22 protein-coding genes are annotated in these 24604 nt (G+C 29.4%); 4 read left to right on the top strand and 18 right to left on the bottom strand.

All coding sequences use genetic code 11. The features are described 5' to 3' along the window. Positions 1–13 precede the first annotated feature (13 nt). The 12 genes from gpmI to BS62_RS03890 all read right to left on the bottom strand — a co-directional run bounded on the left by gpmI (position 14) and on the right by BS62_RS03890 (position 13667). Positions 14–1543 (bottom strand): 2,3-bisphosphoglycerate-independent phosphoglycerate mutase, encoded by a 1530-nt coding sequence (gene gpmI / locus BS62_RS03945; RefSeq protein WP_496489947.1) that lies wholly within the window; start codon positions 1541–1543, stop codon positions 14–16. Positions 1544–1555: 12 nt separating this feature from the next. Further along, positions 1556–2302, bottom strand: coding sequence for a triose-phosphate isomerase (tpiA, locus tag BS62_RS03940; protein ID WP_496489946.1), 747 nt, complete (start codon positions 2300–2302; stop codon positions 1556–1558). Between the two features lie 32 nt (positions 2303–2334). Beyond that, complete coding sequence (locus tag BS62_RS03935) at positions 2335–3534, bottom strand: phosphoglycerate kinase (RefSeq protein ID WP_496489945.1); 1200 nt, start codon at positions 3532–3534, stop codon at positions 2335–2337. A gap of 113 nt (positions 3535–3647) precedes the next feature. Then, positions 3648–4655: a type I glyceraldehyde-3-phosphate dehydrogenase gene (gap, locus tag BS62_RS03930; protein ID WP_496489944.1), complete on the bottom strand. Its 1008-nt coding sequence runs from the start codon at positions 4653–4655 to the stop codon at positions 3648–3650. A 44-nt stretch (positions 4656–4699) separates the two neighbouring features. Further along, entirely contained in the window at positions 4700–5728 is a 1029-nt protein-coding gene (locus tag BS62_RS03925) for a sugar-binding transcriptional regulator (RefSeq protein ID WP_496489943.1), read from the bottom strand. A gap of 313 nt (positions 5729–6041) precedes the next feature. Continuing rightward, positions 6042–7382, bottom strand: coding sequence for an RNA polymerase factor sigma-54 (gene rpoN / locus BS62_RS03920; RefSeq protein WP_496489942.1), 1341 nt, complete (start codon positions 7380–7382; stop codon positions 6042–6044). Between the two features lie 120 nt (positions 7383–7502). Continuing rightward, the gene (gene megL, locus BS62_RS03915; RefSeq protein WP_496489941.1) at positions 7503–8723 is read right to left on the bottom strand and encodes a methionine gamma-lyase; all 1221 of its coding nucleotides are present in this window, start codon (positions 8721–8723) and stop codon (positions 7503–7505) included. 221 nt (positions 8724–8944) lie between these two features. Then, on the bottom strand, positions 8945–10513 hold the full coding sequence (locus BS62_RS03910; RefSeq protein ID WP_496489940.1) for a sigma 54-interacting transcriptional regulator: 1569 nt from the start codon (positions 10511–10513) through the stop codon (positions 8945–8947). A 12-nt stretch (positions 10514–10525) separates the two neighbouring features. Further along, positions 10526–11404, bottom strand: coding sequence for an Hsp33 family molecular chaperone HslO (gene hslO / locus BS62_RS03905; protein WP_496489939.1), 879 nt, complete (start codon positions 11402–11404; stop codon positions 10526–10528). A 55-nt stretch (positions 11405–11459) separates the two neighbouring features. Further along, positions 11460–12209, bottom strand: a complete 750-nt coding sequence (locus tag BS62_RS03900; protein ID WP_496489938.1) for a class I SAM-dependent DNA methyltransferase — start codon at positions 12207–12209, stop codon at positions 11460–11462. Next, positions 12196–12456, bottom strand: a complete 261-nt coding sequence (locus BS62_RS03895; RefSeq protein WP_496489937.1) for an alpha/beta-type small acid-soluble spore protein — start codon at positions 12454–12456, stop codon at positions 12196–12198. The genes BS62_RS03900 and BS62_RS03895 overlap by 14 nt, the downstream gene beginning before the upstream one ends. Positions 12457–12536: 80 nt before the next feature. After that, positions 12537–13667, bottom strand: coding sequence for an N-acetyldiaminopimelate deacetylase (locus tag BS62_RS03890; protein WP_496489936.1), 1131 nt, complete (start codon positions 13665–13667; stop codon positions 12537–12539). 187 nt (positions 13668–13854) lie between these two features. On the opposite strand from BS62_RS03890, the gene BS62_RS03885 reads away from it, so the two are divergent. From BS62_RS03885 to dapD, 4 genes are read left to right on the top strand one after another with little or no spacing between them, the layout of a single operon-like run. Continuing rightward, a complete protein-coding gene (locus BS62_RS03885; protein WP_496489935.1) occupies positions 13855–14853 on the top strand; it encodes an aspartate-semialdehyde dehydrogenase in 999 nt (332 codons plus the stop codon). A gap of 58 nt (positions 14854–14911) precedes the next feature. Beyond that, on the top strand, positions 14912–15793 hold the full coding sequence (gene dapA, locus BS62_RS03880; protein WP_496489934.1) for a 4-hydroxy-tetrahydrodipicolinate synthase: 882 nt from the start codon (positions 14912–14914) through the stop codon (positions 15791–15793). A gap of 11 nt (positions 15794–15804) precedes the next feature. Beyond that, complete coding sequence (dapB, locus tag BS62_RS03875) at positions 15805–16554, top strand: 4-hydroxy-tetrahydrodipicolinate reductase (RefSeq protein WP_496489933.1); 750 nt, start codon at positions 15805–15807, stop codon at positions 16552–16554. Positions 16555–16573: 19 nt separating this feature from the next. Next, positions 16574–17302 (top strand): 2,3,4,5-tetrahydropyridine-2,6-dicarboxylate N-acetyltransferase, encoded by a 729-nt coding sequence (gene dapD / locus BS62_RS03870; protein ID WP_496489932.1) that lies wholly within the window; start codon positions 16574–16576, stop codon positions 17300–17302. A 107-nt stretch (positions 17303–17409) separates the two neighbouring features. Here dapD and hpt read toward each other — a convergent pair whose 3' ends face one another. The 6 genes from hpt to BS62_RS03840 form a co-directional block, all read right to left on the bottom strand. Beyond that, positions 17410–17949 (bottom strand): hypoxanthine phosphoribosyltransferase, encoded by a 540-nt coding sequence (hpt, locus tag BS62_RS03865; protein WP_496489931.1) that lies wholly within the window; start codon positions 17947–17949, stop codon positions 17410–17412. 158 nt (positions 17950–18107) lie between these two features. Next, a complete protein-coding gene (locus BS62_RS03860; protein ID WP_496489930.1) occupies positions 18108–19424 on the bottom strand; it encodes an L-cysteine desulfidase family protein in 1317 nt (438 codons plus the stop codon). Between the two features lie 159 nt (positions 19425–19583). Next, the gene (locus BS62_RS03855; RefSeq protein WP_496489929.1) at positions 19584–21362 is read right to left on the bottom strand and encodes a sigma-54 interaction domain-containing protein; all 1779 of its coding nucleotides are present in this window, start codon (positions 21360–21362) and stop codon (positions 19584–19586) included. A gap of 372 nt (positions 21363–21734) precedes the next feature. Beyond that, entirely contained in the window at positions 21735–22370 is a 636-nt protein-coding gene (locus BS62_RS03850) for a single-stranded DNA-binding protein (protein WP_496489928.1), read from the bottom strand. 146 nt (positions 22371–22516) lie between these two features. Then, complete coding sequence (locus tag BS62_RS03845) at positions 22517–23389, bottom strand: sulfite exporter TauE/SafE family protein (protein WP_496489927.1); 873 nt, start codon at positions 23387–23389, stop codon at positions 22517–22519. Positions 23390–23596: 207 nt separating this feature from the next. After that, a complete protein-coding gene (locus BS62_RS03840; RefSeq protein WP_496489926.1) occupies positions 23597–24604 on the bottom strand; it encodes a proline racemase in 1008 nt (335 codons plus the stop codon).

The following is a 24604-nucleotide window of genomic DNA, read 5'->3' as shown; positions in this document are numbered from 1 at the left end:
TATATAAATATTTTTATCTAACAATTAAACTATGACCACTCATCTCTTCAGGTTTTTCAAGTCCCATTAAGTCTAGTATTGTAGGAGCCATATCGCATAGTCTTCCATCATCTTTTAACTTAATATTCTTTATATCATCTCCCACTACAATAAATGGAACAGGATTAATTGAGTGTGCAGTTATTACACGGTGAGTCTCAATATCTTCCATCTCTTCAGCATTACCATGGTCAGCTGTTAATATAGCTCTGCCGCCTTTTGACAGTATTTTTTCAACTACTTTTTCAACACATGCATCTACTGTTTCTACTGCTTTAACAGCTGCATCAAATACACCTGTATGGCCTACCATATCAGGATTTGCATAGTTTACAACTATAAAATCGTACTTATCTTCATCTATTTTTTCTAATAACTTATCAGTTAACTCATATGCTGACATCTCTGGTTGAAGGTCATAAGTTTCAACTTTTGGAGATGGTATTAACATTCTATCTTCTCCATTATGTGGTTCTTCTAACCCACCATTAAAGAAAAATGTTACGTGTGCATATTTTTCAGTTTCTGCTACTCTTAATTGAGTTTTATTATTATTAGACAAATATTCACCTAATGTGTTTTTTAATGATTGAGGACAAAAAGCTATTTCTACATTAGGTATTGTTATATCATATTCTGTCATACATGCAAAGAAAGTTTTCATACAAGGTCTTTCAAATCCTACGAATTCATCGCAAACTAAAGCTCTTGTTATCTGTCTTGCTCTATCTGGTCTAAAGTTAAAAAATATTATAGAATCATTTTCTTTTATAGACCCTAAAGGTTTTTCATTTTCTATTACTACAGTAGGCAATATAAACTCATCGTTTTTGCCTTGATCATATGATTTTTTAACTGCATCAATAGCTGAGGTGCAAGTATTTCCTTTTCCATTTATCATTACATCATATGCTAATTGTATTCTTTCCCATCTTTTATCTCTATCCATAGCATAATATCTACCAGAAATAGTAGCTATCTTACCTACTCCAACTTCCTTCATATAATCTTCTATTTCTTGGACGTATTTTATGGAACTTTGTGGATCTGTATCTCTTCCATCTGTAAAAGCATGAACATAAACATTTTCTAAATTATTTGTTTTGGCCATTTTTATTAATGCTTTAAGATGATCTATATGAGAATGTACTCCACCATCTGATAATAATCCCATTATGTGAAGAGACTTATCTTTTGCATTATTCATAGCTTTTAATAGTATATCATTTTCAAAAAAATCGCCGTCTTTTATAGACTTTGTTATTCTAGTTAAATCTTGATATACTATTCTTCCAGCACCTATGTTAGTATGCCCAACTTCAGAGTTACCCATTTGACCTTCAGGTAACCCTACATCAAGGCCACTGGCCTTTATTAGTGTATTTGGATACGATTTTACTATTTTTTCTAAATTAGGAACCTTTGCAGATGATATAGCATTTCCTTGAGTTAAGTCGCTACATCCATATCCGTCCATTATAATTAAAGCTATTGGTTTTTTCAAAGTCTCAACTCCTTAGAAATTAACAAGTTCAACATAGTCTTTGGCTACTAAACTAGCTCCTCCAACTAATGCTCCATCTATGTCACTTTCATTCATTATTTCAGATACATTACTTGGTTTAACACTTCCACCATATTGTATTCTAACTTCTTCTGAGATTTCTTCATTATATAAATCTCTTACTACTTCTCTTATATAAGATATAACTTCATTAGCATCTTGACTACTTGAAGTTTTACCTGTGCCTATGGCCCAGATTGGTTCATAAGCTATAACTATATCTTCAACTTTATCACTAGCTACATTTTTAAGTGCCATTTCAGTTTGAATTTTTACAACTTCTTTAGTTTTATTACATTCTCTTTCTTCCAAAGTTTCACCAACACATAATATAGGTTTTATATCATGTTCTAAGGCTTTTAATATCTTTTTATTTACAGTTTCATTGGTTTCATTAAAATACTGTCTTCTTTCTGAGTGGCCTATAACTACATAATCCATACCTAATTCTTTTAACATTAACGGAGACACTTCTCCAGTATATGCTCCATTTTCTTCAAAATGCATATTTTGTGCGCCTATTTTTATATTAGTATTTTTAGTTACATCTTTTAAGTCTTTTAATAATGTAAATGGTGCGCATATAACTGCTTCTACATCCGTATTATTAACCCTATCTTTTACTTCATTCACAAACTCTATAGCTTCTTTTATAGTTTTATGCATTTTCCAATTTCCAGCTATTATAGGACGTCTCATATATATCATTCCTCTCATATTAAAAAGTAATATTATTTATTATCTAATGTAGCTATACCTGGAAGCTCTTTTCCTTCTAAAAACTCAAGAGATGCTCCTCCGCCTGTAGATACATGAGTCATTTTATCTCCAAATCCTAATTGATTAACAGCAGCAGCACTATCTCCACCACCTACTATTGTTGTAGCATCTGCATTTGCCATAGTTTTTGCAACTTCTAAAGTACCATTTGCAAAATTTGAGAATTCAAATACTCCCATCGGCCCGTTCCATATTACTGTTTTAGCATCTTTTATTGCATCGACATAAGTTTCTGTAGTTTTTGGCCCTATATCAAGTCCCATATATCCAGATGGTATGTTAGCATCATCTGTAGTTACAGGAGTAGCATCTTGAGAAAACTTATCAGCAACTATATTATCTACTGGTAATAACAAATTAACACCTTTAGATTTAGCCTTATCCATCATTTCCTTGGCATAATTTACTTTATCTTCTTCAAGTAACGAAGTTCCTATTTCATATCCTTGAGCTTTTAGGAATGTATAAGCCATTCCTCCACCTATTATTAATGTATCCACTTTATCTAATAAATTTTCTATAACAGCTATCTTATCAGATACTTTAGCTCCACCTAATATAGCAACAAATGGTTTTACTGGCTTTTCAACAGCTTCACCTAAGAATTTTAATTCTTTTTGTATTAAATACCCACATACATTTTCTTTAATATGTTCTGAAACACCAACTGTTGAACAATGAGCTCTATGAGCAGTTCCAAAAGCATCATTTACAAATACTTCTGCTAAAGATGCTAATTCTTTAGAGAAATTATCTTCATTTTTAGTTTCTTCTTTTCTATATCTAGTGTTTTGTAATAATACTATATCTCCATTTTGCATTTTTTCTACGGCATTTTTTGCATCTTCACCAACTACATTATCATCAGCTGCAAATACAACTTCTTTATTTAACATTTCTGATAATCTTTTTGCTACTGGAGCTAATGATAATTCTGGCTTAGCTTCACCTTTTGGTTTTCCTAAGTGGGAACATAATATAACTTTAGCACCTTTATTTAATAAATAATTTATAGTAGGTAGTGCTCCATTTAATCTATTTTCATCAGTTATTACACCATCTTTTAAAGGTACATTAAAATCACATCTTACTAAAACCTTTTTTCCTTGTACATTTATATCTTCTATTGTTTTCTTATTATATGTAGGCATTTTGTAGTCTCCCTTCAAATTGAGCATTTATATTGTATTTTTTAAAAAAGGCCCTGAGCCCGTAGTATACACTACAAACCCGGACCTTTTAGGATTTTATCTTTTAATACAATTTACTTTGAAATATTTGCAATATATTGTAAAGTTCTTATTAGCTGAGCTGTATATGACATTTCATTATCATACCAAGCAGCAACTTTAACTAATTGCTCTCCATTTACTTCCATTACTTTAGTTTGAGTAGCATCAAATAATGATCCATAATGAATTCCTATTATATCAGATGATACTAATGGCTCTTCAGTATATCCAAGAGTTTCATTAGATGCTGCTTTCATAGCTGCATTTATTTCTTCAACAGTAACTTTCTTTTCTAATGTACATACTAATTCAGTTATTGAACCAGTTATTACTGGAACTCTTTGTGCTCCACCGTCTAATTTACCCTTTAATTCAGGTATAACTATTCCTATAGCTTTTGCAGCTCCAGTTGAGTTAGGAACTATATTAGATGCTGCTGCTCTAGCACGACGTAAATCTCCCTTTGCATGAGTTGCATCTAATGTATTTTGATCATTTGTATAAGCATGTATAGTAGTCATAAATCCTTTTGCTAAACCAAAGTTGTCTTGTAATACTTTAGCCATTGGAGCTAAACAGTTAGTTGTACAAGAAGCTCCTGATACTACTGTTTCAGATCCATCTAAAATTTCGTGATTTACATTGAATACAACAGTTTTTAAATCTCCAGTTGCAGGAGCTGATATAAGAACTTTTTTAGCACCAGCTTTTATGTGTGCTTCTGATTTTTCTTTCGAATTAAATACTCCTGTACACTCAAGAACTACATCTATACCTAGTTCTCCCCATGGTAAATTCTCTGGGTTTCTATCAGAAACTATTTTTATTTCTTTTCCATTTACTTTAAAAGATTTTTCCCCTGTAACTTCTACTTCTCCATTAAAACGACCTTGAGCTGAATCATACTTAAATAAATGAGTTGAAGTCACAGCATCTTTTGAGTGATTTATTGCAACAACTTCAAATTCTGGGTGATCTACCATTAATCTTAGCGCTAGTCTTCCTATTCTACCAAAACCATTTATAGCTACTTTTATCATTTTAAAACCCTCCTATTATGTAAATAAAATTTAAATCATAGTAATTATTTTTCCAACATATCTAGTATTTTATAACATGTACTTTCATCTGTAATTAATACCATATCTGACTTTAATTTGGATATTGCTATAGCAGCTTCTGCTTTGTTGCTTCCAGCAAATATTGCTATTGTTTCTTTTATAGATTTAAAAGTTTCTAAATCTATTCCTACAGTATTTATTTCATGAACTATATCTCCATATTTATTAAAGTAATAACCAAAGGCTTCTCCAACAGCTTCCTTAGATATTATTTCATCTATTTTTTCTTGAGGTAATTTTCTTCTATGTGCCATTTCATCGGCTTTACCAATTCCAAATACCAATATATTTGTATTTTTGATATAATCTAATGTAGTTTTTATTTCTGGTTCTTCAGATAAAGTCTCCATAGCTTCTTTTCCTAAGATGTCAGGAATATGTAATAAGCTATAATGAGAATTTAACTTTTTACCTATACTAGCTACTATATTATTAGATTGTGTTTCAATTTCTTTACCGACACTACCTCTAGCAGGGACTATTCTAACATTAGGATACTTTTTATCAATTTTTAAGTTTTGAGCAAATTGTAACATTGTAGTTCCACCAGTTATAGCAACTATATCTTTATCCTTGAGTATATCTATAAAATACTCACAAGCACTTTTAGCTATATCTTTTAATAATGTTTCATTTTCATCATAATTACCAGGAACTACAATAACTTTTTTTACTTTAAGTTTTTCTTTTACTTTTTCTTGTAACCTAGATATTCCATTTATGCTATTCATAGCGTCTTTTAAATTATCAAGTAATATTAATCCTTCATCATTTATTACCATACCTGATACATCTACATTTATTAAACCTTGATTTTTTAAAAATTCAGTTTCTGATCTTATTATTCTTTCACTTATTCCTAATATATTTGACAATGACCTTCTACCTATAGGTTCACTTAAAGATATCTGCCTAAGTATACAATATCTCTTCTCCATTATTTCTAACACTTGTGGAATTAGTTTTTGTTGAATCTTTATAAGATTTTCCATATTCTTCTCCTTGGTACCCCAAATGTCCCTATGTTCACTTAATGTCCCAAACAAATTAAAATTCAGGGACATTAAATGACCCTATGTTCATTTTAAGTCCCTCAAGATAATTTTATTGTATATGAATGTTACACTATTTTCAATACTTTTTTGGTAATATTTTATATTTATTACCCGAAAACGTTTGCTTTTTACATTTTAATTATACACTAATTGCATATTAATTGTATACTAATTGTGGCATTTTTGAAATTATCCTATACTAATTCTATATTAAATCATTGTCATATACTAATTATATATTAATTCTGAGTTAATATTCCTTTCTTTTACTTGATGATGGTATATTTAATTCTTCTCTATACTTAGCTATTGTTCTTCTTGCTATTTTAATACCCTTTTGTTCTAATATATATGATATTTTATCATCGCTATAAGGTCTTTTTTTATTTTCCTCTTTTATTATCTCCTCTATAAACTTTTTTATGCTTGTAGAAGCTGTTCCTTCATCACTACTATATGACCCACTACTAAAAAAATATTTAAGCTCAAATACACCATAAGGCGTTAGCATATATTTTCCATTTACTCCTCTACTTATAGTGGATTCATGGAATCCTATATTTTCAGCTATATCTTTTAAAGTAAGAGGTCTTAAATGTTTAGACCCTTTTTCAAAAAAATCTTTTTGCTGATTAAGTATCTCTTTGGATATCTTTAATATTGTACTCTTTCTATTTTCTATATTCTTAATTAAGTTCATTGCTGAATTTAATTTTTCTTTTATGAATTCCTTAGCTTGATCATCTTTTTGAGAATTTTTTAATACTTCCTTATAAAAGTTATTTATTTTTATATTGTAGGTGTCCTTTTCATTTGTATAAACTATATATTCATTATCTATTTTTTCTACAATAACATCAGGAACTATATATGAATTTTTTATATATGAATACTTTAATCCAGGTTTTGGCTCTAGTTTTTGAATTTTACTTGCAAATTGTACACATTCCTCTAATGATATTTTATACTTTTTGCTTATTTCTTTATATTTTTTTAAAGCTAACAATTCTAAGTCATTTTTTATTATATTTTCTAGTAATTCATCTTTTATATTCATATTTTCTAATTGTATTAACAAACATTCTTCTAGATTTCTTGCTCCAACTCCACTTGGCTCTAACTGCTGAACAATCCTAATGCTTTTTTGTGCTAAATCTTCCTCTACATTAGTTTGCTTTATAATTTCATCTATATGCAATTTCAAATAACCATTTTCATCCAAGCTGTCTATTATGTACTCACATACTTCTCTTTCTTTGTTAGTTAACTTATAAAGACCTATTTGAAATTTTAGATGGTCGTATAAGGAGTCATAATGTCTTACCATATTTTCTAAATTATAATCTTCATTTTCATTATGATAAGAAGAGTTATCATAATTATGACTATTGTCCATATTCTTTATATATTTTTCCCAATCAATTTCGTTTGATTTGTCTATTTCAATAATAGGATTTTCTTCAGCTTCTCTTTTTACTTCTTCTTCTAACTCTATTACATTCATATTTAATATTGATAGCGATTGCTTTAGCTCAGTTGTTATAGCAAGTTTTTGAGTCTGAGTTAACTGTAAATTTTGATTTAAATTCATGTCAGCTTCCCCTTTATTTTTTATACTATATTTTAATTATATCAAAAACCTTCTATATATACTTAATTAAAAACAAAATAAAAGCCTATGATTTAATCACAGGCTTTATTTTATATTTAATTATGCTGTTACTGTAGCATATTTTTCATTAATTTTATCTAATCCTTCTTTTAAGTCAGCTATTATATCATCTACATTTTCTAAACCTACTGATAATCTTATTAAACCATCTTCTATTCCAGCCGCTAATCTTTCTTCTCTAGTATATGGAGAGTGAGTCATTGATGCTGGATGTTGTATTAATGTTTCACAGTCACCTAAGCTAACTGCTAATACACATAAGTTTAATCCATTTAATAATTCTTTACCAGCTTCTACTCCACCCATTACTTCAAAAGATATCATACCTCCTGGAAGAGACATTTGCTTTTTAGCTAACTCATATTGTGGATGACTTTCAAGACCTGGATAGTACATTTTTTCAACTGCAGGGTGATTTTCTAAGAATTTAGCTACTTCCATAGCGTTTTGGCAGTGTCTTTCCATTCTTATTTCTAAAGTTTTCATACCTCTCATTATTAAATAAGCATCAAATGGACTAAGTACTGCACCAGTCATATCTTTAACACCAAATAATCTAACTTGAGTCATGAACTCTACACTACCTACAACAAAACCTGCTATAACATCTCCATGTCCATTTAAATATTTAGTTGCAGAGTGAACAACAACGTCAGCTCCTAATTCTATAGGTCTTTGTATAAATGGAGTACAGAATGTATTGTCAACCATTACTAAGCAACCTTCTTTTTCATGAGCTATATCAGATATAGTTTTTATATCAACTATTTTTAAGTTAGGGTTAGCTGGAGTTTCTAAGTAAACAACTTTTGTGTTTTCTTTCATTGCTTTTCTAACATTTTCAGGATCAGTTGCATCTACAAAGCTTACTTCTACTCCAAATCTTGTTAAGCCATGGCTAAGTAATGCATAAGTACATCCATATAATGTTTCATCTGCTATTACGTGATCCCCTGCTTTTAATGCTGTCCATAAAGCTGAAGATATAGCTCCCATACCAGATGCCATAGCCATACAAGCTTCTGCTCCTTCTAATGCAGCTAATTTTTCTTCTACTTGAGTTAATGTTGGGTTTCCTAATCTTGAATATATGTAACCGCCTTCTTCTAGTGCAAATCTTCTTCCACCTTGTTCAGCACTATCAAATACGAAAGTTGATGTTGCAAATATAGGAGTAGTTAAAGCTCCTGATACTGGGTCTTTATGATGTCCTGCATGTATTGCTTTTGTTCCAAATCCCTTTTTTTCTAGATTATTCATATAATCTCCTCCTATTATTATGTTGTATCATTATTTAAAGCAAATACTATGCCAACTTTTTAACAATAGAAATTATATTTTTTAGAATAGAGTTTTTTCAATAGGTTTAATTATATTATATTTAATTAATATTAAATGTTTTTTAAACAAATAAAAAAATGGCAACTAAAATTGCCATTTCGCAATAGTTTTGTGGAAATATTTATTTCCAATGGTTTTTTTTATTTCCAACATATATTGTATTTTTTTATTTTATTTATTAGAGCTGTATGTGATACCCCTAACTTTTTAGCTGCCTTTCTTATAGAATCACTTGTGGATAATACCTTTTTTATAGTGTCTTTTTCCACATTTTCAACAACTTTTTGTAAGTTAATAACAGTTTCTTCATATTCTTTTATATTTATAGGCCTATTTTGCCTAAAATTTAACATTAAATTGTTTATATTCAACAATTTTCCATTACATAAATTCATAGATCTTTCTATAACATTTTCGAGTTCTCTTACATTGCCTGGCCATTCATAGTTCATCAATTCATTTATGAACTCACTGTCAAATCCTATTATATCTTTATTTATTTTTTTATTTAATTTATCTATAAAAAACTTAACTAGAAGAGGTATATCTTCTTTTCTTTCTCTAAGAGTTGGGATATATATAGGTATTACATTTAATCTATAATATAAATCTTCTCTAAACTTTTCATTTTTTATCATATTCTCTAAATCTCTATTAGTTGCAGTTATTACTCTAACATCTACAGTTTCTTCTTTAGAACTACCTATTTTTCTTACTTTACCTTCTTGTATTACTCTCAAAAGTTTGGCTTGCAGTATCATAGAAAGTTCACCTATTTCATCTAGAAATATTGTTCCACCATCAGCTTCCTTGAACAAGCCTACTTTACCACCTTTTATGGCCCCAGTAAAACTACCTTCTTCATATCCAAACAATTCACTTTCTATTAAATTTTCAGGAAGAGCAGCACAGTTTATAGTTATCATTTTTTTATTTTTTCTATCACTTAAATTATGAATTGCTTTTGCAAAAACTTCTTTTCCAGTTCCACTTTCCCCTCTAAGGAGTACTGTAGAATTCCCCTTTGATATCATTTTTATAATATCTTTAACATTTTGTAATTCCCTGCTATTTCCTATTATACCTTTAAATACATCTTCACCTTTGTTATATAAAACATCTACCATTTCTTTTACTTCGTTAATATCCCTTAACGAAGCTACTGCACCAACTATATTCCCTTCATCATCTTTTATACTTCTTCCTGTAGTTATATATTGTTTCTCATTATTAGAAGTAGTTTTCATTTTTATATTGTCATATTCTTCTCCATTATTTATTAAATTCAATATAGGAGCATCCTCTTGTATATCTAGTACTTCATCTATTTTTTTACCCAAAACTTCTTGTTTTTTACGATTAAATATATTTTCACAATAGCTATTAAATATTTCTATTTCTTTATTTTTATTTATAGCTATTATCCCGTCCTCTACAGAATTTATAACTGCAAATATTCTTCTTTCATTTTCTTCAAATGGCATTAGTTCGCATTCTTTTAGACCTATAACCTCTGATAATTTTGATATATTATTTTTTAATATATTTATTTTATCATCTACTATTTTTTCAGTCTTAATATAAACCTTATTTGGAAAAACCTCTACAGACGCTATATTTGTATCTAAATTAGCAACTTCTTTTAATATATCTAATGCCATACCAATTCTATCGTGAGTTTTTATTTCTAGTCTTAGAGATTTTTCCATTTTTATTCTCCCCTACATTTTTTCAAGTATTTTCTTTAAGTCTTCTTCATCAAAATTATATTTAACATTACAGAAATGACATCCTATTTCAGCACTTTTATCTTCTTCTAGTATCTCTTGTATATCATTTTTGCCTATAGTAATTAAAGCTTTCTCAAATCTTTCTTTACTACAATCACATTCAAATCCCACTTCATGTTTTTGTAGTATCTCTGGATTTAATCCTTCTAAAACTAAATTTAGTATCTCTTCTGGAGTCTTACCAGCTTCTATAAGTTTAGACATAGCATCTATTTTGCCTATATTTTCTTCAAGCTTACTTATTACTTCTTCTGTAGCATCTGGCATTAATTGAATAATAAATCCCCCTGCAGCTTTTATAGTTCTATCTACATCCACTAAAACTCCCAGAGCTACTGCAGATGGAGTTTGTTCTGAAAATGTAAAATAAGATGTGAAATCTTCAGCTATTTCTCCATTTACAAGTGGATATGAGCCGTTATATGGCTCTCTAAGTCCTAAATCCTTTATTACTTTTATACTACCATTATTGCCTACAGCTGCTCCCACATCTAGTTTTCCTGCATATTTTAGAGGAACATCAACATCTGGATTAGTTACATATCCCTTTACCATTCCCTTTGAATCAGATGTTGTAACTATACTTCCAATAGGTCCTCCACCTTTTATTATTATAGTTACCTTATCATTATCATTTTTCATCATAAGCCCCATAATAGATGTCGCTATTAATGTTCTTCCTAAGGCTGCACTAGCCACTGGGCTTGTATTGTGAAATGTTCTAGCTAATTCAACCATATTTGTTGTAGCACCAATAAACGCTCTTACTTGCCCATTTGAAGCAGTTGCTCTTATTACGTAGTCTCTCATATAACTACCTCCTTGTATTTTAAAAACCCTGACGCTAGTCAGGGCTATCTTGTCGTTACTTTATACATACAAAAAATACTCTTTCACCTTTACCGTTATCTTTCTCAAATGTGAAGTCTTTATACAGTTTAATATTTTCAAAACCAGAACTGTTTAACATATTAATTATATCTTCATTTTTGTATGCTCTTTGATAATGGGTTTCTTCAAATCTAGTAAACTTTTCACTTTCATTTTCTTTTGTAAAGAAGGCTAAGTCCATCTGAACTATATCGTCTTCCTCGTCAAAGAAATTTTCCCATAAATAAGCTATATCATCCCTATTTTCACCATATACATTCTGTCCAAGTATATTTGATAGCTTATAATAAGAGCTTATATCAAATATAAAGATACCATTTTCTTTTAGCAGATTATATATTTTATTAAATGCACTTTTAAGGTCATTTTCTTCTAATATATAATTGAACCCATCACATGCACATAATACACAATCTAAATCGTATAAGTCAAAATCCAAATAGGCTATATCTTGATTTAATAAAACTAGATCTATACCTTCTTTTTGGCTTTTTTCTCTAGCTATCATCAACATTTCTTCGGATATATCTATTCCAGCAATATCATATCCTTTTTTAGCTAAAGGTATAGTGATATTTCCAGTTCCACATGCTAATTCCAATATATTTTTTACTTTTATATTTTCATTTTCTATTATTTTTTCTATATAACTTACCCAAGATTCATAGTCTACTTCATTCATTAATTCATCATATATAAATGCAAAATTCTTATACTGATCCATCTTGTTTGTTTTGTGCCTCCATCATTTTTTTCTTTTGTTTTTTTCGAGAAGTAAGTACTCCTCCTATTTTTCCTGCCTCTTTAGCTGTAAGCCCGCCCCATCCAAGTTCACTTACTTTATCTAAAAGACCTAGCTCACCAGCTATCTCATATTTCATTATATCATTATCTGTCAATATTTTTTTCCTTTTTTCCTTTTTTTGTCTAGGTTTATTTATATCTATTTCTTTTAAATTTATATCTTTCATATACTACCACCCCTTCTTTTTTGTATTGTTGTCATGTATAAGATTTTTATACATGAAGGGGTAATCCAAAATCCAAGTATTTAAGATATACAGTTTTTATGTTTTAACAAAGTAACATAAGCATCTATGCCATTTAATAAAATATTTTCATCAAAATTAAAATTTATATTGTGAAGTCCGTTTATGTAACCCTTTTCTTCATTTCTAGACCCCAACATAAAAAACAAACCAGGAACTACTTTTTGATAATAAGAGAAATCCTCAGATATCATAAGAGGATCTAATATTACTATATTTTCTTTTCCAACAGCATTTATGAATTCTTCATATAAGTTTTCGTCATTATTTACAGCAGGATAATCATCTTTTATATTCACTTCTATTTTGCAGTCGTATGAATACTCATAGCCTTTAGCTATATTATTTATTCTTTCTTTTATTTTGCTATAAACTTCTGGTTTAAATGCCCTTATGGTTCCTTCAAGCCTTACATGTTCTGCTATTATATTTCTTCTCACACCACCATCTATTTTACCTATAGTAACCACTGCATTATCAATAGGTCCTATATTCCTTGATACTATAGTCTGTAAACTACTTATGAAATTTGAAGCTATTACTATAGAGTCTGTACCCTTTTGAGGCATAGCTCCGTGTCCACTTTTCCCTATTATATCTATATCTATTTCACCCGTCTGAGCTAAAAAATAGTTTGGTCTAACACCTATATATCCTTCATTTAATTCGGGGTATATATGCAGCCCGTATATTTCATCTATATTGTATATTTCAAATATCTTTTCTTTTATAAGTGGCAAAGCTCCCCCAGGACCTTCTTCAGCTGGTTGAAATATAAATACTATATCATCATTTAAGTTTTCTTTATTTTCATTTATATATTCTATAAGCCCTAGTAATATACTCATATGGCCATCATGACCGCATATATGAACAACTTTGCCATCCTCTGAACTAAGACCATCTATATCAGATCTAAAAGCTATTGTTTTATTTCCTACTCTTCCTTTTATCTTTCCTACTATTGCTGTTTCTAAATATGTTTCATATGTAACATTTATAGATTCTAAATAACTTTTTATATATCTTGATGTATTGTATTCTTCCAATCCTATCTCTGCTATAGAGTTTAATTTTTTACGATGATTTTTAATCTTATCTTCTAAATATAATACACTCTTATTTTTTATCATAACAAGCCCTCCACTTTTATAAATTACAGTCTTTACCACGCACCATTACTTTGCTATACTATTTAAAATACATTGCAGTGTATTCCTATTTTTTACTTTGTATACTATAATCATCCATATCATATATATATATATAGAATATATCATAATTTAGTATACGTCACTATATTATAGAGGAGGGATTTGTATGAAAAAAATCAATGTAGCACTAGTTGGTGCCACAGGTATGGTAGGAAGAACCTTTCTTAAAATTTTAGAAGAAAGAGATTTTCCAATAGACAATCTTTATCTATTTTCATCTAAAAAATCAGCTGGATCTAATGTTAATTTTAAAGGAAAAAACTATATAGTCGAAGAACTTACAGAAACTTCATTTGATAGAGATATACAAATAGCTTTATTTTCAGCTGGTGGAGATACTAGTACTCAATTTGCACCTATAGCTGCATCTAAAGGAGTTATAGTTGTAGACAATTCTAGTGCTTGGAGAATGGATCCTAACGTTCCATTAGTAGTTCCAGAAGTTAATCCTGAAGAAGTTAAAAATCACAATGGAATAATCGCAAATCCAAATTGTTCTACTATACAAGCTGTTGTTCCTCTGAAACCACTTCATGATGCCTATACTATAAAAAGAATTGTATATTCAACTTACCAAGCTGTTTCAGGTTCAGGAATGAAAGGTACTAAAGATTTGGAAGAAGGCATAAAAGGAAATCAAAATACATTCTACCCTCATCAAATAGCTTATAATTGTTTGCCTCATATAGATGTATTTACAGAAAATGGTTATACAAAAGAAGAGATAAAAATGATAAATGAGACAAAGAAAATATTAAATGATTATAATTTAAAAATAACAGCTACTACAGCTAGAGTTCCTGTTTTAAATAGTCACAGTGAATCTATAAACGTTGAGTTTGAAAAGGAATTTGAACTAAATAATATAACAAAAATACTTGAAAATTCACCTGGTGTCGTAGTTGTAGACAATACATCTAAAAATGAATACCCTATGGCTCTAACTTCTAGTGGCAGTGATGATGTATTCGTCGGAAGAATAAGAAGAGACTTCAGTGTTGATAATGGAATAAATATGTGGGTAGTAGCTGACAATATAAGAAAAGGTGCTGCTACAAACGCAGTTCAAATAGCGGAATTACTTATGAAATATGATTTAGTATAAATTATCTAAGATTAAATTTATAAAAATAATATATTATATTTGTGAAAGGGTGATTTTTATGTTATTTAAAGGTTCTGGAGTTGCTTTAGTTACACCTTTTAAGGATGGTAAAATTAATTTTGATAAGCTAGGGGATATAGTAGAATATCATATAGAAAACAATACAGATGCACTAATAGTATGTGGAACTACTGGGGAAGCATCTACTATGAGTGATGAAGAGCAATTAGCTACTATAAAATTTGTTATAGATAAAACTAACAAAAGAATTCCAGTTATAGCTGGTACAGGTTCAAATAACACAGCTCATTCAATACATCTAAGCCAAGAAGCAGAAAAACTTGGAGCAGATGGATTATTAGTTATAACTCCATACTACAATAAAACTACTCAACCTGGTGTTATAGCTCATTTTGATGCTATAGCTAAAAGCGTAAATATACCTATAATAGTCTATAATGTTCCTGGAAGAACTGGAGTAAATATAAAACCTTCTACTTTAGTAGAATTATCCAAAATTAAAAATATAGTAGCTGTTAAAGAAGCTAGCGGAGATATTGCCCAAATAGCAGAAATAGCTAGATTGGTTCCTAATGACTTCGCTATATATTCAGGAAATGACGATATGATACTACCTTTATTATCACTTGGAGGCAGTGGTGTTATATCTGTTGTAGCTAACATCTGTCCTAAAGATACTCACGATTTAGTAGATAAGTTCTTCAAAGGTGATTTAGAAGGTTCTAGAAAGCTACAATTAGATATGAAAGCTTTAATAGATTCGTTATTTATAGAAGTTAACCCTATTCCAGTAAAAACAGCTATGAATTTATTAGGCTTTGAAATGGGAGAATTAAGACTTCCTCTTGTTGAAATGGCTCCTAATAATTTAGAGATATTAAAGAAAGAATTATCAAACTACGGATTTAGATTATCATAGGAGGAAATACTATGTTAAAAGTTATAGTTAATGGATCATTAGGAAAAATGGGAAAGGTTTTAACTAATTGCATCAAAGAAGATTCTAACCTAGATCTAGTTTGTGGTGTTTCTAAGTACTGTGCAGAAAAAGTAGATTATAAGTTTTATAAAGACATGTTAGAAGTTGAAGAAAACTGCGATGTTATAATAGACTTTTCTCATCCATCTTCGCTAGATTCAGTCCTTGAATATGCTACAAGAACTAAAACTACCTTAGTAATTGCTACTACTGGATATAATGAAGAAGAATTAGATAAAATAAAAGAGGCATCAAAAGAAATAGCAATATTCCACTCTTCTAATATGTCATTAGGAGTTAATGTATTGTTAAAGTTAGTTAAAGATGCAGCTAAGGCTTTAGATGGATTTGATATAGAAATAATAGAAAAACATCACAACAAGAAAGTAGATGCCCCAAGTGGAACTGCTTTAATGATAGCAAATTCTATAAAAGAAGTTTTACCTCAAATAGAATATAACTATGGTAGATATGGCAGAGATGCTAAGAGAAAAGAAAATGAATTAGGAATACACGCAATTAGAGGTGGCACTATAGTTGGAGATCATGATGTTATATTTGCTGGAAATAACGAGATAATAGAAATAAGCCACAAAGCTCAGTCTAAAGAAGTATTTGCTCAAGGAGCAATAAAAGCAGCTAAATATATAGTAACTAAACAACCTGGTTACTATAATATGAATGACATGATTAGCGAATAACATAGGAGGTTTTAAACAAATGATAAACTTAAACGATTCATACGAAATAGCAAAATTTATAAAAGAAGCAAAGAAAAAAACACCTGTTACTGTTTATGTAAACGGTAACTTAAGCTTTAGTAATAGAGATAATATAAAAATATTCGGTTCAAATGAATCTTATATATTAATAGGAGATTTTGAAGAAATTAATAAAGTATTAGAAGAAAATAAGTCAAATATAACTGACACTCATATTGAATACGACAGAAGAAATTCTGCAATTCCTTTATATAACTACTTAAATGAGCATGCTAGAATAGAGCCTGGAGCTATAATAAGAGACATGGTATCTATAGGAAACAATGCAGTTATTATGATGGGAGCTGTAATAAACATAGGTGCTGAGATAGGCGAAGGCGCTATGATTGATATGAATGCTGTAGTAGGCGCTAGAGGGATAATAGGCAAAAATGTTCATGTTGGAGCAGGTTCCGTTGTTGCAGGTGTCCTTGAGCCGCCTTCTGCTACTCCAGTTATAATAGAAGATAACGTTTTAATCGGAGCTAATGCCGTTATATTAGAAGGTGTTAAAGTTGGAGAAGGTTCTGTTGTTGCAGCAGGGTCTATAGTAACAACAGATGTTCCTTCTGGTGCTGTCGTAGCAGGTTCTCCTGCTAAAGTAATAAAAATGAAAGACGAAAAAACGGCTGATAAAACTAAATTAATGCAAGGACTAAGATCTATAGATCCAGATGAAAATAAGTAGCAAAAAAATGATGGCATTTTAAATGCCATCATTTTCTATTTACAACATATAATTTTGAGCAACGGACCTGTCTCTCAAGGTCGTTGGCGACATGAGCAAAGCGAATTTTATCTTTCTTCGTCTGTAACAACGAAAACGTATGGTATGTTTCTATAATAATCTCCAAAATTTAACCCATATCCAACTACAAATTTATCTTCTATTGTAAATCCACAGTAGTCTGGAACTAGTTCATTCTTTCTTCTACTTGGTTTATCTAGTAATACACAGCATTTTACGCTTGATGGATTTTTAGTTTTTAAGTGATCCATAACAAATTTCATAGTTAATCCTGAGTCTGTTATATCATCTACAACTAATACATCATAGCCTTGAATATCATCTGTTATATCTGATAACATACTAACTTGTCCTGATGTTTGCTCTCCATGACCATAGCTAGATGTAGTCATGAATCCTATTTTAACAGGTATATCCATATTTCTTACTAAGTCAGCTGTAAATATAAAACTACCCTTTAATAAAGATATAACCATCAAGTTTTTATTTCTATATTCTTCTGATAGTTGTTTTCCAAGCTCTTTTAGTCTGTTAGCTATATCTTCTTCAGAACATAAAACTTCCCATTTTCTTGTTTCTATATCCATAGGTGTTACCTCCGTCAATTTAATTATATTAACTCATATTTTATATAAAAACATCACTTTTTGCAATATGTTTTCCTTATGTAGACTAAATGAAAATAAATAATACAATATATATTATTTCCATACTGCATAATATATATTGTACTATTTTATAATAACTATATAATTTTATTCATATCATCCATAATATTTATAATTACTTTATCAGTTATAGTCATACCTTGAGAACTTATTTTTCCTAAATTTATTATGCTCTCCTCAACTCTATTTCCAACTATTCCATTCATCGGTGGAACTACACAGTTGTATTTAGATATTATAGCGCTTTGTACAGCTGCCGATGCTGCTGATGCAAGTTTAAGTGCACACCCTGATTTAGCACCGTCACAAATCATTCCACTTAAATTTGCTATCATATTTTCTATTGAACCTTCTATTTGCTTATATTCTCCTTCCATAAGCCAAGTTATAGCTGCAGCTGCTCCTGTTGATGCTGCGACTCCGCAACCGCAAACAGCAGATAGTCTACCTGTATAATTTTTTATATAAGCAGTAACTAAGTGGCTTATAGCTAACGATTTAGCTATTTTTTCTTTAGTCTGAGGATACTTTTTATTATAAGCTATTATTGGCACTATAGCTGTTATTCCATGATTGCCACTTCCATTAGAACTCATAACAGGCATTTTGATTCCAGCCATTCTCGCATCTGATGCAGCAGCTGTCAACATCATAGCACTATTTATAAGGTCATCCCCTAATAAGCCATCTTCTATAGATTTTTTTAGTCCATATCCTACACCTATACCTATTTTTTTATCTAATCCATAGTTTGCTATTTTTTCATTCATGTTCATACCATCTAGCAAAAACTCTATATCTTCCAATTCCATATTTTCTATTTCTTGAATTAATTCTCTTATGCTCATTTTTTCTAATATGTTTTCTTTTTCAGTAGTTAAACAAACTTCTTTAATAATAAAATCTTCATTTAATAAAATTTCATTATTCTTAGATATATATACAAATTTATCGTGTTTATTTCTTATTATAGTTTTAACTGTATTATTATTTCCTTTTAACACAACTTCTATATAAATTTTTTCTTCAGTATCTAATGGATTTATCTTTATTATATTTTTATTCATATATTCTTCTGATATTTTAACTTGATCTTTATCTAAAGATTCTAATATTCTCAAACCATATTCAGAGTCTCCACCTATAAGCCCCATAGATGCAGCTACTTTAAGTCCTAATTTATCTGTTCCTGGTATACCGACACACATTCCATTTTTATATACATTAGGGCTAAGTAATATATTACAAGCTACAATATCTTCTTTTAATAACTCTCTAGCCTTAGAACAAGCAAGAGCTACAGCTACAGGCTCAGTACATCCCAAAGCTGGCTTTACCTCTGATTTTAATAAATCTATTAGATATAACGAATTCTTTGTATATGATTTTATCATTTTAAATACCTCCTAAAAATTTTATCTATTATACCTTATAGCAAAGTCCATGCCATAAATTTCTTTTAGATATACGAAGGCTTCAGCACATTGGCGAATAAAAATATAGTGTTTTTGTGTCAAATATAAAAAAAATAGTCTCAAAATGAGACATAGGTATCATTTTGAGACTATTTTATATTCCTTTAACTTTCTATACAAAGTTGCTTTAGATATACCTAAAGCTTGTGCTACTCTTTCTTTATCTTTCTTATAATCCTTGTATTTATGCAATGCTTTTAGTATTTCTATTCTTTCTAATTCATAAATAGGAGTTATAACTTCATTATTTCTAATTTCTATTTTATTAATATTATTTTTAATTTTATTTGGAATATCTTCATATCTTATTATTTCACCTACAGACATATTTACACTATACTCTATAATATTTTGCAATTCTCTTATATTGCCCGGCCAAGAATAGTTTATTATAACTTCTAACGCTTTATCTTCTATATCATATACTTTTTTATTTAGTTTAATTGAATAATTACTTATCATATTTTCTATTAACAAAGATATATCTTCTTTTCTTTCTCTTAAACTTGGTATATTTATAGGTATTACATTTAATCTATAATATAGATCTTCTCTAAATTGACCTTTTTTAATCATATCTTCAAGATTCTTATTAGTAGCAGCTATTATTCTAACATCTATATGTGTATTATCTTTTGCACCTAACTTGTTTACTTCTCTTTCCTGCAAGACTCTAAGTAGCTTTGCTTGAAGATGCAAACTCATATCTCCTATTTCATCTAGAAATATAGTTCCCTTATTAGCAATTTCAAATTTCCCCAATTTACCACCTTTTTTGGCCCCTGTAAATGCTCCTTCCTCGTACCCAAACAATTCACTTTCCAATAAATTATCCGGTATAGCAGCGCAGTTAACTGCTATAAATGGTTTAGCTGCTCTTGAGCTACTATTGTGAATTGCTCTCGCAAACAATTCCTTACCAGTTCCACTTTCACCAGTTATAAGAACGGTAGATAGTGAATGAGAAGCTATTAGTGCCTCTTTCTTGACCTGTTGCATACAATTGCTAGAGCTAATTATATTATCAAAACTTATTTTATAATCGCTATTTATTTGATTAAAGTTTTCTATGGCTACATTTTTATCTATAAAGTCAAATACATATCCCTTTAATTCATTATTCACAATTATAGAATTTATATTATAAACACCCTTTAATTCATAATTTTTTATTTTATATACAAAGCTATCACTCTTATGTTTATTGCTTATATCCATATCCGATATCTTTATGAAAAACAATAAGTCAAGTATATTTTTAATCTTTATATTTAATTGTAATTTAAACATATTTTTAAACTTTTCGTTGTATTTGTCTATATTTCCATATATATCTGTAGATACTACAGCCTTGTCCATATTATTTAATAAAGTCTCTAGTTTCTTTTTTTCTATAATTAGCTCTTCGCTTTTATTTTGTTCTTTTACCTTACTAGATATTAGATCTGCCATTTTTCTTAAAAAATCCATAAGATTTTTTCTCTTATTTTTTATGTAGATTCCTTGCTCATCGGTAAATGCAATAAGACCTATTACCCCATAGGATATACCATCACATATTATTGGACAACATACCTCTGCAACTTCCTTACAGTTTTGCTTTTTGTAACACATATTGCATAACTTATTAATTTTTGGGTCCTCAATTATAAATTCTTTTTGTTTTATTAAAGATTCCCTAAATGCCGAGTAATTATCTACTTTATTTCCTATCTGATGTGAATATTCACCTGTTCCTGCTACTCTAATGAGATTATTGTCTACTATAGTAACATCTATATCTAAAACTGACGATATAGCTTCAGCAATATTTTGAATATCTTCTCTTATCTTGGATAAATTTACCATATAAATCATTCCCTAGTCTTAGTTTTGGATAGCGTATTTCGTATATCTTTTAATACTACATATATTTTATTTAATGTATATTGTATTGACATTAATATTGTTAAAAACACCACAATCAAAACCCATTCATAATGTATGCTCATAAATTTCTCCTTATATATTTTAAATCTTTAGTATATATATATATTATTAAAAGACTAGGATTAATCCTAGTCTTTTTTGATTTAAATATTTTTTTATCTATATAAATATGTCTTTTATTTTTTATTTTTAAGATTTATTAAAAATAATTTATACTTATTTAATCATTTTCTTTAATATATAGTCATGAAATCAACTATACATATATTCAACATACTTAATTTTATAATTAATATATTCTTATTTAACGTTGTTTTCAGATAGTTTCTTTATCTTTGATATTGAAACCTCATAAGCTACTTTCTTTTCAACTTCTCCATTTTCTAATTTTTTTTCATATTCTCTACTTTGTACTCTTCCCCACATTTGGATTCTATCTCCAATTTTTAAATTTTTAGCAAACTTAGCATTTCTTCCCCAAACTATAGATGGTATGTAATCTGATTTATTATAAGGTCTGTTTATTGCTACTAATAAATCTGTTATTTCTCTTCCTAACGGAGTTTTTCTATATATAGGATCTTTACATATATATCCATCTAAAAATATATTATTTGGATCTTTAGATTCCTCTTCTGCACATACTAACTCTCTAGCGAATATAGTTAGTACAAGTTTATTTCTTCCATCTATATTTTTATTATAAGATCTTAGTTGGCCTGTTAATTCAACTACCTTAGCTTCGTCTACATTTATTTCTCCTATTAATCTTTCTGATATAGTTATAGGTAATGTATCACAAGACTCACTTAATCTATCTATTTTTATTTGAGTAGTATAAAATTTCTCACCGAATATTTCGTGGCTAAATTGTAATTCTCCGTTTAGTTCTCCTCTTAAACTTACAACATTAGTATCTTCTTTTAGTGTTATCATCCTTATTTCTCCCCCCATAATTAGTATTTCTTATGTTTTTTAGTTTTGTTTCTATATAATAAATATATTATTATGGGACGAGATTTATTCTTAAAATGAACAAATAATAAAAAAGCTCATTGACAATTCAATGAGCTTTTTTTATATTATTGGCTTATTTCTTCTTTATTTTTAGCAGCTGATCTTAACATTGTTACAGAAGTATAAGCTATAACGCCTATAACTAACCATGTTAATATGTTAAGTGGTAAAGATTTAACTATATAAGCAGCTATTATAACACCTATGATACCACCTATAGTTATTCCCATAGAAGTTTTTCTATCATAAGATGCTTCCTTTACAAATCTAACTCCAGCAACTGGCATTAAGAATGCACATGAACCCATCATTATTGGGAATGCAACGTCAGGAGACATTCCTAAGAAGTATATAAGAGCCATACATGGAGCATATAATCCTATACCTGCTGTCATAAGTGCACCTAATATAAAGTTACCAACTACACCTATAACTAATTTCATTCCTGTTAGTCCTATTGCAGTTCCACCACCAGGCATTACACCTAATTTGCTCAATAACATTATTATTGCAGTTGCAGCTAATGCCACACCCATAGTTACTTGTATTTTCTTTTCTGGTAATTTAGATATTATACCTGCACCTATCCATGCACCAACTACTGCAGCTGCAAGTAAACTTATTAAAGTTACAGGTTCAACTGATATAACTGTTATAAATATAAATGCTTCCATTACAACCGGTACTGTATGAGAAACGTTTAATGTTCCTGGTATAAATTTGTCAGCAGTTTGCTTTGTAAATTTTAAAAGTGCTGTCGTAGGTGCAAAAGACCCTATTCCTAATGTATCGAAAAAGTCAGTTACAAAACCTATACCTAGCGCTTTTCCAAAAGAATTGTCTTCTAAGTTGTTTTTATTTGCCATATAATCCTTTATAAATACAAAAGCGAACCAAATTGTTAAGATACCTAAAACACCTAAAATAGCTGTAATCATAATTTTTACCCCCTATTATCATAGTTTATTATTTAACAAATATTATGCCTCTGCATAATATTTTATTACTAGGATTTTGTTTATTTATTATCAATATTATACATTTTTTTACACAATACTACAATGTTATTTTTAGGAAATTTCTGAAATTTTAAAACTTTTTAAAAGTGCAACTAAACTTTTTATATTATTTAGTTGCACAGTGGCTTATTTTAATATAAACCCATATTTTACAGGATCTTCTGGATCTATAACAAAGTGATTAAATCCAGTTATAAAGGCAGCTCCAGTTATTTCAGGTATTATAGCATCATAATCTGCTATTTTATCTTTTCCAACTATTCTTCCTTTAAATAATGTTCCTAATATACTTTCGTATACAAATAATTCTCCTTCTTTTAACTCACCTTTAGTGTGTAATGTTGCAAGTTTTGCACTTGTTCCAGTTCCACAAGGAGATCTATCAACTTGACCTTGACCAAATATAACTACATTTTTGTAAGTAGCTTCTGGATGAGTAGGATCATCATATACTTCAACTAAATCTACTGTTTTTATATGACTTAAAGTTGGATGTTCTATTTCTATAGTTTCATTTATTATATCTCTCATTTTTAATGCTATTTCAGTTAACTTTTGAGCATTTTTAGGCTCTACTTTTAATCCAAATTGGCTTGCATGCACTATTGCAAAGAAGCTTCCACCAAAAGATATATCAAAAGTAACTTTTCCTATTTCAGGCATTTCTATTTGAACATCTCTTTTATATAAAAAAGCAGGAACGTTTATTATTGAAACTTCTCTTACTTTTCCATTTTCAACTTTAGCTTTAGCTCTAACTATACCAGCAGGAGTATCCATAACTACATCTGTATATGGCTCTACAGCATTAACCATTCCTGTTTCTATAGCAACTGTAACTGCACCTATAGAACCATGGCCACACATGTTTAGGTATCCTCCGCCATCCATGAAGATTATACCGAAATCAGCTTCATCATTACATGGTTGAGTTATTATAGAACCAAACATATCGTTGTGTCCTCTTGGTTCTAGCATAGTAGCAGTTCTTATATGATCTAAGTTATTTTCTAAGTGTTGTTTCTTTTCAGCCATTGTTTTTCCTGGTATATTAGGTATTCCACCTATAATTATTCTAGTAGGTTCTCCCATAGTATGAGAGTCTACAGCGTGTATACTATTTGTAATAAACAT

It is taken from the genome of Sporacetigenium mesophilum DSM 16796 (assembly GCF_059569055.1).
The sequence above is the reverse complement of the archived record's forward strand: the minus strand, read 5'-3'. Positions and strand labels throughout refer to the sequence as shown.